The organism is Nonomuraea sp. CA-143628, from assembly GCF_050942315.1.
In the GTDB taxonomy this organism is placed as follows: domain Bacteria; phylum Actinomycetota; class Actinomycetes; order Streptosporangiales; family Streptosporangiaceae; genus Nonomuraea.
This window is the reverse complement of record NZ_CP192072.1, coordinates 8,537,076-8,551,293: the sequence shown is the minus strand read 5'-3', so window position 1 is coordinate 8,551,293 and position 14,218 is coordinate 8,537,076. Positions and strand designations below refer to the sequence as shown.

General features: G+C 70.6%; 14 protein-coding genes. 12 read left to right on the top strand and 2 right to left on the bottom strand.

What is annotated here, in order from left to right; genetic code table 11:
* Positions 1–34: 34 nt before the first annotated feature.
* Positions 35–424: an ATP-binding protein gene (locus tag ACQP2T_RS38910; RefSeq protein WP_357945497.1), complete on the bottom strand. Its 390-nt coding sequence runs from the start codon at positions 422–424 to the stop codon at positions 35–37.
* The gene (locus ACQP2T_RS38905) at positions 417–1,244 is read right to left on the bottom strand and encodes an MEDS domain-containing protein (RefSeq protein ID WP_433509871.1); all 828 of its coding nucleotides are present in this window, start codon (positions 1,242–1,244) and stop codon (positions 417–419) included. The genes ACQP2T_RS38910 and ACQP2T_RS38905 overlap by 8 nt, the downstream gene beginning before the upstream one ends.
* A 175-nt stretch (positions 1,245–1,419) precedes the next feature.
* On the opposite strand from ACQP2T_RS38905, the gene ACQP2T_RS38900 reads away from it, so the two are divergent.
* The 12 genes from ACQP2T_RS38900 (at position 1,420) to ACQP2T_RS38845 (ending at position 14,209) form a co-directional block, all read left to right on the top strand.
* The gene (locus ACQP2T_RS38900; RefSeq protein ID WP_358538132.1) at positions 1,420–1,755 is read left to right on the top strand and encodes an STAS domain-containing protein; all 336 of its coding nucleotides are present in this window, start codon (positions 1,420–1,422) and stop codon (positions 1,753–1,755) included.
* A 427-nt stretch (positions 1,756–2,182) separates the two neighbouring features.
* Positions 2,183–2,533, top strand: coding sequence for a phosphoribosyl-AMP cyclohydrolase (gene hisI, locus ACQP2T_RS38895; protein ID WP_433509870.1), 351 nt, complete (start codon positions 2,183–2,185; stop codon positions 2,531–2,533).
* 227 nt (positions 2,534–2,760) lie between these two features.
* Complete coding sequence (locus tag ACQP2T_RS38890) at positions 2,761–3,495, top strand: Trp biosynthesis-associated membrane protein (RefSeq protein ID WP_433509869.1); 735 nt, start codon at positions 2,761–2,763, stop codon at positions 3,493–3,495.
* 130 nt (positions 3,496–3,625) lie between these two features.
* Positions 3,626–4,216, top strand: coding sequence for a DUF4190 domain-containing protein (locus ACQP2T_RS38885; RefSeq protein WP_433509868.1), 591 nt, complete (start codon positions 3,626–3,628; stop codon positions 4,214–4,216).
* Positions 4,217–4,333: 117 nt separating this feature from the next.
* Complete coding sequence (locus tag ACQP2T_RS38880; protein WP_433509867.1) at positions 4,334–4,957, top strand: CD225/dispanin family protein; 624 nt, start codon at positions 4,334–4,336, stop codon at positions 4,955–4,957.
* Positions 4,957–5,388: a DUF2752 domain-containing protein gene (locus ACQP2T_RS38875; RefSeq protein WP_357945515.1), complete on the top strand. Its 432-nt coding sequence runs from the start codon at positions 4,957–4,959 to the stop codon at positions 5,386–5,388. The genes ACQP2T_RS38880 and ACQP2T_RS38875 overlap by 1 nt, the downstream gene beginning before the upstream one ends.
* A gap of 119 nt (positions 5,389–5,507) precedes the next feature.
* Positions 5,508–6,347 carry an indole-3-glycerol phosphate synthase TrpC gene (gene trpC, locus ACQP2T_RS38870; RefSeq protein ID WP_225291735.1) on the top strand — a complete coding sequence of 280 codons (840 nt, stop codon included), beginning with the start codon at positions 5,508–5,510 and terminating at the stop codon, positions 6,345–6,347.
* A 38-nt stretch (positions 6,348–6,385) separates the two neighbouring features.
* The gene (gene trpB / locus ACQP2T_RS38865; protein WP_433519888.1) at positions 6,386–7,591 is read left to right on the top strand and encodes a tryptophan synthase subunit beta; all 1,206 of its coding nucleotides are present in this window, start codon (positions 6,386–6,388) and stop codon (positions 7,589–7,591) included.
* Positions 7,592–7,703: 112 nt separating this feature from the next.
* On the top strand, positions 7,704–8,504 hold the full coding sequence (trpA, locus tag ACQP2T_RS38860; RefSeq protein ID WP_433509866.1) for a tryptophan synthase subunit alpha: 801 nt from the start codon (positions 7,704–7,706) through the stop codon (positions 8,502–8,504).
* Between the two features lie 159 nt (positions 8,505–8,663).
* Complete coding sequence (locus tag ACQP2T_RS38855; RefSeq protein ID WP_433509865.1) at positions 8,664–12,611, top strand: endo-alpha-N-acetylgalactosaminidase family protein; 3,948 nt, start codon at positions 8,664–8,666, stop codon at positions 12,609–12,611.
* A gap of 315 nt (positions 12,612–12,926) precedes the next feature.
* Positions 12,927–13,460 carry a MauE/DoxX family redox-associated membrane protein gene (locus tag ACQP2T_RS38850; RefSeq protein ID WP_433509864.1) on the top strand — a complete coding sequence of 178 codons (534 nt, stop codon included), beginning with the start codon at positions 12,927–12,929 and terminating at the stop codon, positions 13,458–13,460.
* On the top strand, positions 13,457–14,209 hold the full coding sequence (locus ACQP2T_RS38845) for a DsbA family protein (RefSeq protein ID WP_433509863.1): 753 nt from the start codon (positions 13,457–13,459) through the stop codon (positions 14,207–14,209). The genes ACQP2T_RS38850 and ACQP2T_RS38845 overlap by 4 nt, the downstream gene beginning before the upstream one ends.
* Positions 14,210–14,218: the final 9 nt, after the last annotated feature.

The window sequence follows — 14,218 nt, the reverse complement described above, 5'->3', positions numbered from 1 at the left end:
GCTCATCGCGGGACGGTCGGCCTCATTGCGGGGCTCATTCCCGGGCGGCGGCGAAGCGAACGCTGGTGCCGCCCGGGCCGGAGACGACCGTGACCTGGTCGCACAGCAGCCTGGTCAGCCACAGCCCGCGCCCGCGCGGCTCGTACCCCGGCGGAGTGTGAGAGGCGCCCGTCCAGCCGGGCGGCAGCCCCGGCCCCTCGTCGGTCACCTCGCACCAGAGCCGGTCGTCGTGCCACCACAGCCGTAGCCGTCCGCTGCCGCCGCCGTGCAGCACGGCGTTCGTGGTGATCTCATTGACGGCCAGCACGAAGTCCTCCAGCCGCTTGCCCGCCAGACCCTCCCCGGCCGCGCGCTCGGTGACCAATCTGCGCAGGGCAGTGATCCGCCCCTGCGCGAACCCCGTACAGAGGACCTGTCTACCCATCGACGGCCCGGCGGACGGCGATGACCTCATCGGCCCTGATCAGCCGCAGCACGCGCGCGACCGTCCCGCGGCACACCACCACCGTGCGATGGTGGTGGGCGGCGGCCCGTGCCAGCGCCGTCAGCGCGAGCAACTGGGCCGACCCGGCGTCGATGAAGTCGAGCCCCGTCGCGTCGATGACCACCTCGGCCGCCACCGCCTCCAGCTGGGTCAGCACCGAGGCGAACGCCAGCCGGTTGGTGATGTCGATGTCACCCGACAGCAGCAGCCCCGGCTGCGGGCGCATGTTGACGAAGCGCAGCAGCGCCTGCCCCGGCGCGATCGGATGGATGGCCGCCGCCCGGTTGACGGCCGCGGCCGAGTAGAGCCCGCGATCGTACTGGCACACGGCCGCCAGCCACCGCTCACCGAACAGCGCGTTGACCGCCGCCTCGAACCCCTCCCGCCCGGCCGCGTCCCGCACCCCCCAGGCCGCGTCGACCAGCGCGTAGACACCGCGATGCCCCTGCTCCCTGGCCTGCTCGCCGGCCGCGACCAGCACGCCCAGCAGCCACGCGGGCCCATCCGCGCCCGCGCACGCCGTGATCTCGACCCGCCCCGCCGCCTCCGCCGCGGCCAGCCCCGGCACCAGCGGCGCCAGCCACTCCCGCGTCCGCTCCGGCGAGTCGGTGTGGGTGATGATCACCACTTTGGTCCGGCGGCGCAGCCCGTTCGCCGTGAACGCCCTGGTCGCGGCCATCCGCTCCCGATCGCCCTGGAACGGCAGGCAGACGTGATCGCCCAGGTCAGGATCGAGGACGGAACCCGCGACGTCCACCACGATCGTCCCTCCCCCTGCCGTGGGTCTGCCATGCATCTCCCGTACGTCGGACAGAAAATACTCCGCCGCTCATCATCACGTAATGCGTTCTTCGCAAAACCCTCGGTAACGTGGCGCGTCCCGGTGTACCTTTTCCGCGGGGGCCGCTAGTGGCGGAGTCATGAGGAGCATGGGCGTGGATGTGCTGGAGATGACGCGGCGCCGACATGGCGAGCTCGTGGTCGTCAGCCTCGCGGGCGAGGTTGACGCGGACAACGTGTCAAAGGTCCGCAAATGTTTCGACGAGGCGGTCGCGACACACGGGCCGCGCCTGGTCGTCGACCTGAGCAACCTGACCTTCATCGACACATCGGGCTTGGGGGTGCTGGTTCGTCAGCTTGCCGCTCTACGGGATCGCGACGGCACCATGGCGCTGGTCGCCACGGACGGTCAGGTCCTGAGGCGCCTGCGCCGGACCAACATCGCACCACTGTTCCCGATCTACGAGACGCTGTCGCAGGCACTCGACTAGATCGGCGGGGGCGGTGCCCGTTCACCGGGGATCCGCTCTCCGGAGGGGGCGTCCCTTCGTGGGGGCTTCTGTCACGGCGGTGTGGTCTTCTTCGGCTTGCCCGGGGCGGGCCGTCCGTCGTTGGGGGGCCTCTGCCATGGCGCGGTCTTCTTCTGCTCTCCCAGGGCGGGGCGTCCCCCTTGGGGACCTCGTCATAACGGGTCGTCTTGTTCCGCTCTCCCGGAGGCGCGTCTCCCCCTAGGGCCCGGCCGTTCCTTCCACTCCCCCGAAGGGGGTATCCCTCCAAAGAGACGCCAGCCACGACGGACCGTCACAGGGATCGAGACGGTTGCGTGACCAGTGACCGGCCGCCTGGCCAGGGTGCCGGAACAGCGGCTGTGCCACCGTCGATTCGGGGAGCGGCCGCTCCGGCTGGTTGAATGACGACATGTCCCTTGACCCCAAGATCGCCGCGCGACTCAAGCGCAACGGCGACGGGCTGGTGCCCGCGATCGTCCAGCAGCACGACTCGGGCGAAGTGCTGATGCTCGCCTGGATGGACGACGAGGCGCTGCATCGCACCCTCACCACGGGCCGGGCCACCTACTGGTCGCGCAGCCGGGGGGCCTACTGGGTGAAGGGGGATACGTCGGGGCACGTGCAGCACGTCAAGGCGGTGTCGCTCGACTGCGACGGTGACACGGTGCTGCTCAAGGTGGACCAGGTGGGAGCGGCCTGCCACACGGGCGACCACACCTGCTTCGACGCCGACACACTCGAGGTGACGATCACACCATGACGGCCACCGGACCTGACCCGGACCCCGAATCCGGGCCGGTCACCGGACCTGAGCCGGGCGTTGGACCCAGGCCGGTCACACGCCCCGAGTCGGACGCCCGGCCCGAGTCGGACGCCGCGCCCCGATCAGGCGGTCTGGAATCCGGATCTCGGTCGGGCGCCATGTCTCGGTCGGATGGCCGGGAGTCCAGGACGGATGTCCGGGGATCCGGGACTCAGGCGGAGGCTATGCCCGAGTCGAGCGGCCGGGAGTCCGGGGCTCGGGCGGATGGCCTGTCCGGCACTGGTAGCCGGGAGGCCGTGCCTCAGTCGGAGGTCGTGGCCGGGACGGGCGGGGCGGCGGCGGACGTTCCCCAGACAAGCGACGTGTCCGAAGCAGGAGAGCAGGGCGGGTCTCCGGGTGAGGTCGCGGCTCGGCGGGGGCGGCGGGAGTTGACCGCTTGGTTGGTGGTGACGGTGCTCGGCTGCGTGCTGGTGCTGCTCGCCGCGGGCCGGGCGTGGGTGACGAATGTGCGCGGCGCCGGCACAGGGGCTTTGGCCGTGCCGAGCGGTGGTGACCTCAGCCCGGTTCTGACGCCCCTGGCGCTGGCGGGGCTGGCCGGGGTGGTGGCCGTGCTGGCCACCAAGGGAGCCGGTCGCCGGGTGATCGGAGCGCTGCTGGCCCTGTGCGGCGTGGGAGCCGGGCTCGGCGCGTGGCAGGCGGCCGGCGGGAGCGGCGTGCTGAGCTGGCTGCGCGAGCGGAACGTCATGCGCGCGACCGGCGCGATCCAGTGGGACGCGGTGCCGCTCTGGCCCGTGGTGTGCGGCCTCGGGGCGGTGCTGATGGTCGCGGGTGGCGTCCTGGCCGTCGTACGAGGTGGCGCTTGGGCCGGCATGTCCGCCAAGTACACCCGCGAGCGTCCCGAGACCACCGGCGACCGCTCCATGTGGGACGCCCTGGACCGCGGCGACGACCCGACCTAGCCGCGCGCGACCCCTCCCCGTCGCGGGCTCATCACAAAAAGTCCACGGTCTGAACCGTTGCCGGACCGGCGCGCGTTTCGTCAATAAGCTGCCTCTGCAACGGGCCAAGAGGGGATGAGGTGCCAGTGGCATGAGCTACGGGGATCAGGGCAACAGCGGGGGTTACGGCGCGCAGCCGCCCGGCGGAGGCTACGGACAGCCTCCGGGCCAGAGCCAGCCTCCGGCCTACGGGCAGTCTCCCGGCTACGGCCAATCTCCCGGCTACGGCGAATCTCCGGGCTACGGTCAGTCTCCGGGTTACGGTCAGCAGCCCCCGAGCGGTTATTACGGTCAGCAGCCGTCCGGCGAATACGGGTACGGCCAGCAGCCGTCCGGCGAATATGGGTACGGCCAGCAGCCGCCGGGCGCCTACGGGCCACCCGGCTACGGCGCGTACGGGGCCCCGCAGCGGAACACCAGCGGCCTGGCCGTCGCCTCGCTCGTCCTGGGCATCGTCGGGCTGCTGTTCTGCGGCCTGACCAGCATCCCCGGTGTCGTCGTCGGTCACATGGCCCTCAGCCGCATCAAGCGCACCGGCGAAGAGGGCCAGGGCATGGCCTTGGGCGGCCTGATCACCTCGTACATCACGATCGTGCTCTGGGCGATTCTCTGGCTCGTGTTCGGCGGTATCTGGCTGACCGTCGTGGGGCTCGCGACCGCCACCACGACCGGAAGCTACTGACCCGCAGGGCATCCAGTCGGTTACAAATTGTCCGCAACGTGGACGTTATTCCACGTCGATAGTGGTTTGTCGCTAGGCTGCCGCGCGCAACGCGCCACAGATTGAGGAGTAATCAGCATGAGCTACGGAAACCAGGGCGACGGCGGTTACGGCGCCCAGCCGCCCGGTGGCGGTTACGGTCAGCAGCCCCCGAGCGGTGGCGGCGGTTACGGTCAGCAGCCGCCCAGCGGCGGTGGCTATGGTCAGCAGCCGCCCAGCGGTGGCGGTGGTTACGGTCAGCAGCCTCCGAGCGGTGGCGGTGGTTACGGTCAGCAGCCTCCGAGCGGTGGCGGTGGTTACGGTCAGCAGCCGCCCAGCGGCGGTGGCTATGGTCAGCAGCCCCCGAGCGGTGGCGGCTACGGCGCCCAGCCTCCCGGTTACGGCCCGCCCCCCGGTGGCGGTTACGGTCAGCCCGGCGGCTACGGCGCGCCGCAGGGTCCGCCGGACAACCATCTGGTCGCGGCCATCCTCACGACGCTGTTCTGCTGCCTTCCCTTCGGTATCGTGTCGATTGTCAAGTCGTCGCAGGTGAACTCGAAGTGGCAGGCCGGTGACTACCAGGGCGCGATGCAGTCCTCGGAAGAGGCCAAGACGTGGTGGAAGCGCGCGCTGATCTTCGGCGCGATCATCAACATCCTCATCGTCATCGGCTACATCCTGCTCTTCGTCATCGTCGCCGCGAACGCCCCGTCCGGATACTGATGGACATCGCGAACTTCGAGCGGCGCGGCACCGACCGGCTCCGGTCCGTGCTCGCGCCGCTCGGCGTCGCCGCCGCGGCGGGGGCGGTGTTCGCGGTCGTGGGCACGATCGACCCCAACCAGCCGGGCCACTATCCGACCTGCCCGTTCCTGTGGGCCACCGGCCTCTACTGTCCGGGCTGCGGTACGTTGCGCACCATCCACGCGCTGGCCCACCTCGACCCGGTGACCGCGCTCGGCCTCAACCCGCTCGCCATGGCGATGATCCCGTTTCTGCTGTTCTGGTGGGGTCGCTGGCTGGTCCGCGCCTGGCAGGGCAAGCCCCGGCGGACGACACTCGCGCATCCAGCTTGGCTTTGGGCGTTTCTCGGCATAGTGCTGGTGTACTGGGTGGTCCGAAACCTGCCATTCGGGGCGTTTCTCGCGCCGTAGTCGGGGGCCTGTGGTGAGGTGACCACGTCGGGGCCGATACCATCGCAAGACAGGCCGGGAGCGGACGCGATGCGAACTCTCTGCCGCCCCCAACTGCCGACCGGAGGGACCCCAAGCGCGTGAGTGAGCGGACCGAAGGGCCGAGCGTCCTCGACGACATCCTCGACGGGGTGCGCGCCGACCTCGCCACCCGTCAGCAGGCCGTGTCGCTTGACGAGCTCAAGCAGCGGGCCGAGCGGGCTTCGGGGCCCAAAGACGCGCTCGCCGCGCTCGGCGGCGACCGGATCTCGGTGATCGCCGAGGTCAAGCGCTCCAGCCCGTCCAAGGGCGCGCTGGCCGCCATCGCCGACCCGGCCGCGCTGGCCGCCGACTACGAGGCGGGCGGCGCCCACGTCATCAGCGTGCTGACCGAACGGCGCAAGTTCGGCGGCAGCCTCGAAGACCTGGCCGCTGTCCGCGCCCGCGTCGACATCCCGATCCTGCGCAAGGACTTCATCCTCACCTCCTACCAGCTGTGGGAGGCCAGGGCCCACGGCGCCGATCTGGCGCTGCTGATGGTGGTCTGCCTGGAGCAGGAGGCCCTGGTGTCGCTGATCGAGCGGGCCGAGTCCATCGGGCTCACCCCGCTGGTCGAGGTGCACACCGAGGAGGAGCTGGAGCGGGCGGTCGCCGCGGGCGCCCGGATCATCGGGATCAACGCCCGTAATCTGAAGACACTCGAGGTCGACCGCGACGTGTTCGCCAAGCTGGCGCCGAAGGTCCCCGATAATGTGATCAAGATCGCGGAGTCGGGCGTGCGGGGTCCGCATGACCTGCTCGCCTACGCACGGGTCGGCGCCGACGCCGTCCTGGTGGGCGAGAGCCTGGTCACCGGCAAGGATCCACGCAAGGCCGTGGAGGCGCTGGTGACCGCCGGCGCCCACCCCGCGACGCGCCCCGACCACGGAGCAGAGGGATAGCAGTGGCAAACGACGGCACCATTCTCACCGCCGCCGACCTGGCAGGTAACGGCGCCTACGGCAACGACCCCGACGTGCACGGCAAGTTCGGCATCTTCGGCGGGCGCTACGTTCCCGAGGCGCTCATCCCGGCCCTCGACGAGGTCGCCGCGGTTTATGAGAAGGCCAAGAACGACGCCGAGTTCCTGCGCGAGTTCGATCACCTGCTGCGTACGTACGCGGGCAGGCCGACCACGCTGACCGAGGTGCCGCGCTTCGCCGAGCACGCCGGCGGCGCGCGGATCATCCTCAAGCGCGAGGATCTCACGCACACCGGCGCCCACAAGATCAACAACGTGCTCGGCCAGGCGCTGCTGACCAAGCGGCTCGGCAAGAAGCGAGTGATCGCCGAGACCGGCGCGGGCCAGCACGGCGTGGCCACCGCCACCGCGGCGGCCCTGCTCGGCCTGGAGTGCGTCATCTACATGGGCCAGGTCGACTGCGAGCGCCAGGCGCTCAACGTGGCCAGGATGAAGCTGCTCGGCGCCACGGTGGTGCCGGTGACCAACGGCTCCCAGACGCTGAAGGACGCCATCAACGAGGCGTTCCGCGACTGGGTCACCAACGTCGACACGACCCACTACCTGTTCGGCACCATCGCCGGCCCGCACCCGTTCCCCGAGATCGTCCGCGACTTCGCGCGCATCATCGGCGTCGAGGCCCGCCGCCAGATGCTGGAGCTGACCGGCCGGCTGCCCGACGCGGTCGCCGCGTGCGTCGGCGGCGGCAGCAACGCGATCGGCATCTTCCACGCCTTCATCGGCGACGAGGGCGTCCAGCTGCACGGCTACGAGGCCGCCGGCCACGGCCTGGAGAGCGGCGAGCACGCGCTCACGCTCACCGCCGGCTCGGTGGGCGTGCTGCACGGCTCGCGCACCTACGTCCTGCAGGACGACGAGGGCCAGACGATCGAGTCGCACTCGATCTCGGCCGGTCTCGACTACCCGGGCGTCGGGCCCGAGCACGCCTGGCTCAAGGACAGCGGGCGGGCGGTCTACCACGGTGTGACCGACGACGCGGCGATGGCCGCGTTCTCGCTGCTGGCCAGGACCGAGGGCATCATCCCGGCCATCGAGTCCTCACACGCCCTGGCGGGCGCGCTGGAGCTCGGTCGTGAGCTGGGTCCCGAGGCGACCATCCTGGTCAACCTCTCGGGGCGCGGCGACAAGGACATGGGCACGGCGATGAAGTACTTCAACCTCTGACGGCCCGGGGTTCGCGCCGCACCGGCTCTGGAAGATGCCCGAGCACCGCGGCCGATGGCACCATGGCAAGGACGGCGGCGATGCGGCCCCTGAGCACTGAGAACGGACGATCATGACTACTCTTCAGACGGTTTTCGCCACGGCGAAGGCGGAGAACCGTGCCGCGCTGGTCGGCTACCTGCCCGCGGGCTTCCCGTCCAAGGAAGGCGCCATCACCGCGGCCGCCGCCCTGGTCGAGGCCGGCTGCGACGTGATCGAGATCGGGCTGCCCTACTCCGACCCGCTCATGGACGGCCCGACCATCCAGGACGCCGTGCACCGGTCGCTGGTCAACGGCACCCGGATCGCCGACGTCCTGCGCACGGTCGAGGGAGTCGCCGCCACCGGCGCGGCCACGCTGGTCATGACGTACTGGAACCCGATCGACCGCTACGGCGCCGATCGGTTCGCACGTGACCTGGCCGCCGCGGGCGGCGTCGGCACGATCACGCCCGACCTGACGCCGGAGGAGTCGGAGCCGTGGCGGGCGGCCTCGGCGGCGGCGGGCATCGACACTGTGTTCCTGGTGGCGCCCAGTTCCACGGAGGCGCGCATCAAGGCCGTGGTCGACTGCTGCACCGGGTTCGTCTACGCGGCCTCGCTGATGGGCGTCACAGGCGCCAGGGAGACCGTCAACGTGGCGGCCGAGGACCTGGTCAAGCGCACCCGCGCGCACACCGCGCTGCCCGTGTGCGTGGGACTGGGCGTCGGCACCGGCAAGCAGGCGGCCGAGGTGGCCGGTTACGCCGACGGCGTCATCGTGGGCTCGGCGTTCATCCGCCGGATGCTCGACGCGCCCGACGAGGCGGCCGGCCGTGAGTCGATCGGCGTGCTGGCCCGGGAGATGGCGGAGGGCGTGCGCTCCCGCGCCTAACCGTTTTCTGTCAAATACCGCGACTCGCAACCGGACAAGTGTCAGTATTTCTGGCGTCGGTCCATGGCGCGTGTTGCGGCGGCGGGTGTTGGTATCGGGGCCCCACGCAGTACGACGCATGCCTGTGAAAGGACATATATGCGTCGGAGTCCCGTTACCTTGGTAGCCGCCCTTCTCCTCGCCTTATCGGGCGTCGCCCTGGCCGCCCCCGCACAGGCCACGCGCGTACCGGAGATCCCTCCACAGGACACCGCGGGTTCCGTACGAGGCGCGGCGCCCACCCCGGAGCCGACGCCCACCTACGAGCTGTCCTCGCCCGACCAGCCGACCACCGGCCCTACGCCACCGCCCCCCACGCAGCAGAACCTGGCCCCCGAGCCCACCACCGTGGCCGAACCCGTCAGGATCTCCTCCGGGCAACTGGCCGTCGACCTCGACCCGGCCTTCCCGAGGATCCTGCGCTACACCGACAAGGCGAGCGGCGCCGTACTCGACGGCAGCACTGCCGTGCCCGCCGTGGTGCTGAACGGCACGCCGTACGAGGCCACGGTCGCGCTGCGCGGCACCGACGGCGCGTCCGCCCGCTACCGGCTGACCTTCGAGACGGGCGTCACGCTGGACGCCGGCATCAGCGTCAAGGACCGGGTGACGACCTTCGCGATCGACGCGGTCACCGACACCGAGGCGTTCCGGGTCAACACCATCGACCTGCCGGGGCACGATCTGGTGTCGGTGAGCAGCGACCAGCCGGGCGCCGCGACCGCGTTCACCAGGCTCGACCCCAACTCCACCCGTACGGCCGACGTCTTCGCCGCCGTCACCCCGGGGACGGCGCCCGACGCCGCTCCGATCGGCGCCTCGTACGCCATCGTCAACACCGGCGCCCTGGCCGCCGCGGTCGAGTCGAACTCCACTTACGACCGCCCCTCAGGCGTCACCGACAAGGACGCGGCCCGCTTCTGGCACCAGGCCAGGCAGGAGGACAGCGGCCGGGTCAGGGTCGGCGTGTGGAGCGGTCAGTGGACCTACCGGGGCGCCGGAGCGCCCTTCACCGAGGACCTGCCGTGGGCCAAGGTCGTGGTCACCCCCGACGCCAACGGCGACGGGGCCCTCGACTGGCAGGACGGCGCCGTCGCGTTCAGGAGCATCGGCGTCAAGGCGCCCGGCGCGGACCAGACCAAGGACCGGGTGATCGCGCACATCCCGTTCAACTTCTCCAGCCAGGCCACCCACCCGTTCCTGCGCACCCTCGACGACGTCAAGCGGATCTCGCTGGCCACCGACGGCCTGGGCCAGCTGGCCCTGCTCAAGGGGTACCAGTCGGAGGGCCACGACTCGGCCCACCCCGACTACGGCGGCGACTACAACAAGCGCGCCGGCGGCCTGGCCGACCTCAACACCCTGCTCAAGACCGGCAAGGACTGGAACGCGACGTTCGGCGTGCACGTCAACGCCACCGAGTCCTACCCCGAGGCGAAGAGCTTCAGCGAACAGCTCGTCAACAAGGACACCAAGGGCTGGAACTGGCTCGACCAGTCGTACCTGATCGACCAGCGCGGCGACCTGACCAGGGGCACCCTCGCCAAGCGGCTGCGGCGGCTGCGCGCCGAGACCGACAGGAACCTGGCCCTCCTGTACGTGGATGTGTACCGCCCGCACGGCTGGGTCGCCGACCGCCTGCTCACCGAGCTGCGCGGACAGGGCTGGCAGGTGGCCACCGAATGGTCCGACAAGCTGGAGCGCTCGTCCCTCTGGTCGCACTGGGCCAACGACCTCAACTACGGCGGAGCCACCAACAAGGGGCTGAACTCGCAGATCATCCGGTTCATCCGCAACAGCGAGAAGGACGTCTGGAACGCCCACCCCATCCTGGGCAACGCCCGCATCGTTGAGTTCGAGGGCTGGACCGCGCAGAACGACTTCACCGCCTTCTACCGCAATATCTGGGAGCACAACCTGCCGGCCAAGTTCCTGCAGCACTACCAGATCACCGACTGGAACCCCGACGAGATCGTCTTCACCGGAGGCGTGCGCGGCAAGGTGGTGGACGGCCGGCGCCAGCTGTTCGCGGGCGGTCACAAGGTGCTCGACGGCACCACGTACCTGCTGCCGTGGGCCGGCAAGTACTACCACTACAACCCGGCCGGCGGCACCACCACCTGGGACGCCGCCCGGCCGATGACCGTCTACAAGCTCACCGACCAGGGCCGAGTCCGGGTGGGCGTCGCCACTCCGGCCGATGGCAAGATCACTCTGCGGGCCGAGGCGGGCGTGCCGTACGTGCTCTACCCCGGCCGGGCGCCCGCCCGGGCCGAGCCCCGCTGGGGCGAGGGGAGCGGCGTCCGCGATCCCGGCTTCAACGGCGACGGACTGCGCGACTGGCAGGTCACCGGCCCGGTGAGCGTCCAGAAGAACGAGCGCGGCCAGCGCGTGGCCCTGCTCGGCGGCGGTCCGCAGGCCCGGCTGGAGCAGCGGCTGACCGGCCTCCAGCCCGGCCGCGCGTACACCGCCTCGGCATTCGTCGAGGTCGAACCCGGACAGGCCAGGCAGACCACGCTGGAGGCCGGTGGCCGGAAGGCGACGATCCAGCGCTCGACCGCCAAGAACTACATCGCCTCCGACGAGAAGCACGACACCTACTTCCAGCGCGTCAAGGTCGCCTTCACCGCCCCGCGCGACTCCGTCACGCTGCGGATCACGGCCGCCGCCGGTGCGGCGAAGGTGCGGGTGGACGATGTACGGCTCATCAGGAGCGATCCGGCGGGCGGGACCGAGACGTTCGAGTCCGCCGAGCCGGGGTGGGGGCCGTTCGTCAAGGGTGACGCCGGTGGCGCGTTCGACGCGCGTACGCATCTGTCGGAGCGGCACGAGCCGTACACGCAGGCCGGGTGGAACGGCAAGACCGTCGACGACGTGATCAGCGGCGACTGGTCGCTCAAGGCGCACGAGGAGCGGCAGGGGCTGGTCTACCGGACCGTGCCGCAGACCGTACGGTTCGAGCCGGGACACGCCTACGAGGTGTCCTTCGGCTACCAGAGCGCCCTGGCGGACGCCTACGCCTGGGTGACCGGCTACGACAAGGGCACCTCCAGCGTGGAGACCCGGCGGACGCCGGTGCCGGAGCGGCGGACCACGGGCAGGTTCGCCGAGCGGGTGGTCGCGGGCTGCGGCGACGTCTGGGTGGGGCTCCGCTCGCTGCTGCCCGAGCAGGCCGGGGCCGATTTCGTCCTCGACGACTTCGCCGTCAAGGACCTGGGCACCGACCCCGAGGCCCAGGCGTGCGCGTCGCTGGACGTGGTGCCCGCGACGCCCGCGTTCGAGCAGGGCGCGGCCTCCGAGGTCACCACCACGTTCGTCAACCTGGAGGACGTGGCGGCCCAGGACGTCAAGGTGACGCTGACCGTACCCGAGGGCTGGACCGTCGCCGGGGACGGGAGCGGCCCCATGAAGTCGGACCCTATGAAGTCCGGCCCTGTGAAGTCCGGCACTGTGGCGTCTCGCACCGTGGAGCCTGGTGGCAAGCTGGTGACCACCTGGAAGGTGACGCCGCCCGCGGACGCGCCCTATGACACCTACGAGCTCAAGGCCGACGCCGCCTACACCGCGGCGGGAGCCGCCAAGTCGATCGGCGCGGTGACGACTGTACGGACGCTGCCGCCGCCACCCACGGCGGAGGCTTGGGCGAGCGACCTGGAGTGGGTCAGCGCGGCCAACGGCTGGGGGCCGGTCGAGCGCGACCGGTCCAACGGCGACCTCGGCGCGGCCGACGGCACGCCGATCGTGATCGGCGGCCGGACGTTCGCCAAGGGGCTGGGCACGCACGCGCCCGCCGACGTCCGTTTCTACCTCGGCGGCCGGTGTACGGCCTTCACAGCCTCTGTTGGCGTGGACGACGTCCAGGCCACCAGGGGGTCCGTGGAGTACAGCGTGGTCGCCGACGGGGTGGTCAAGGCACACAGCCCGGTGCTGCGGGCCGCCGATCCGGCCTACGAGCTGACCGCCGACCTCACCGGGGCCCGGTACGTGGACCTCGTGGCGGGCGACGGCGGCGACGGCAACGGCAACGACCACGCGGACTGGGGCGCCGCCAAGTTCGCCTGCGGTTAGCGGTCTGACGGGTTCGTCGGCGGTCTCTGCGGTCAGCGGTGTGTCGGGTTCGGCCGCGGTCAGCGGTCGGTCAGGTCCGTCTGCGGCCTCTGCGGCCTCTGCGGCCTCTGCGGCCTCCGCGGCTTTTGCCATAAGCGGTCGGTCGGGTTCGTTCGCGGTTGGCGGTCGGTGAGTCGTGCCGGTCGCCGCGACGCCGTGAGCAGCGCGTACGGCCCGTGCGCGGGAAAACCCTCTTAACCGATTCTTATCCCGGGCGTGGTCAGATGGGTTCCGATACTGTGCGCTTTCCAGCGCAGAGAAAGAGGAGCCCTAGCCGTGGTCGCGTCGCAACAGTCACTTAACGCTCGTACGGCGGTACCCTGGGTAACGACCGTCGCCCGGCTGATCCTGGGCGGGGTGCTGATCGTGGCCGGGTGGCTGAAGATCGGCAACCCGTCCGACTCCGTCGTTGCGGTCAAGGCTTACGAGCTGCTGCCCGACTCGCTCGCCACGACCGTGGGCTACGGCCTGCCGATCCTGGAGATCGTGGTCGGGGTGCTGTTGGTCGTCGGGCTGCTGACCCGGGTGGCCGGGGTGGTCGGTGGGCTGCTCATGTTCGCCTTCGTCTTCGGCATCGCCTGGGCGTGGGCGCACGGCCTGCGGATCGACTGCGGCTGCTTCGGGGGCGGCGGACAGCTCGGGGCGGGGGAGCAGCCGGCCTACCTGCTCGACATTCTGCGCGACTTCGGTCTCGTGGTGCTCGGCGCCTGGATCGTGCGCTTTCCGCCGGGGCGTTTCGCGCTCGACTCGGCGCTCGGGTTGGCGGGCGGCGAGCGCGTACATGATGAACAAGAGGGGATCGACCAATGAGCAAGGGGGACCGTGCGAAGTCCGCACGGGAGAAGATCAAGGCGCAGCAGGCCGCCGACCGTGTGCGGGACCGGCGCAGAAAAGCCGTCACCTACGTGACCGTGAGCGCGGTCGCGGTGGCGGCGGTCGGGCTCGGCGTCTGGTACGCCGCCAGCACGTCGCAGGCGGAGCAGGCCGGCGGCGCGCTTCCGCCGACCACGGTGAACCCCGACGGCTCGGTCACCATGGCCCAGAGCGGGGTCACCAAGCCCGTCGTCGACATCTTCGAGGACTTCCAGTGTCCCGCCTGCAAGCAGATGGAGGAGGTGAGCGGCAGCACGTTCAGGAACCTCGCGGCCGAGGGCAAGGCCAAGGTCGTCTACCACCCCATCACGATCTTCAGTACCGATCCGACGAAATCCAACTCCCTGCGGGCCGGTGCCGCCGCCCGCTGCCTGTCCGACGGCAGGCAATGGATCGCCTTCCACGACCTGCTCTACAAGAACCAGCCCAGTGAGACGGTCGAGGGCTTCAAGACCGACCAGTTGGTGGACTGGGCCAAGCAGGCCGGGGCCACGGGGGCGGGCATCGACACCTGCGTCACCGGCCAGAAGAACGTGCAGGCCCAGCTCGACTACAGCGCCAAGGTCATGAAGGAGCAGAAGCTGAGCGGCACGCCGACCGTCAAGCTCAACGGCACGGCCCTGGACAACAAGGTCGTCTTCGCGCCAAAGGATCTTCGCGATGCGGTCACCAAGGCGGCCAAGTAGCCCCGCTTC

Bases quoted from the DNA above. Each gene is read 5' to 3' on its own strand.
- trpA (WP_433509866.1), top strand. From the start codon at position 7,704: ATGACTACTCTTCAGACGGTTTTCGCCACGGCGAAGGCGGAGAACCGT.
- ACQP2T_RS38910 (WP_357945497.1), bottom strand. From the start codon at position 424: ATGGGTAGACAGGTCCTCTGTACGGGGTTCGCGCAGGGGCGGATCACT.
- ACQP2T_RS38885 (WP_433509868.1), top strand. From the start codon at position 3,626: ATGAGCTACGGGGATCAGGGCAACAGCGGGGGTTACGGCGCGCAGCCG.
- hisI (WP_433509870.1), top strand. From the start codon at position 2,183: ATGTCCCTTGACCCCAAGATCGCCGCGCGACTCAAGCGCAACGGCGAC.
- ACQP2T_RS38890 (WP_433509869.1), top strand. From the start codon at position 2,761: ATGCCCGAGTCGAGCGGCCGGGAGTCCGGGGCTCGGGCGGATGGCCTG.
- ACQP2T_RS38875 (WP_357945515.1), top strand. From the start codon at position 4,957: ATGGACATCGCGAACTTCGAGCGGCGCGGCACCGACCGGCTCCGGTCC.
- ACQP2T_RS38880 (WP_433509867.1), top strand. From the start codon at position 4,334: ATGAGCTACGGAAACCAGGGCGACGGCGGTTACGGCGCCCAGCCGCCC.
- ACQP2T_RS38845 (WP_433509863.1), top strand. From the start codon at position 13,457: ATGAGCAAGGGGGACCGTGCGAAGTCCGCACGGGAGAAGATCAAGGCG.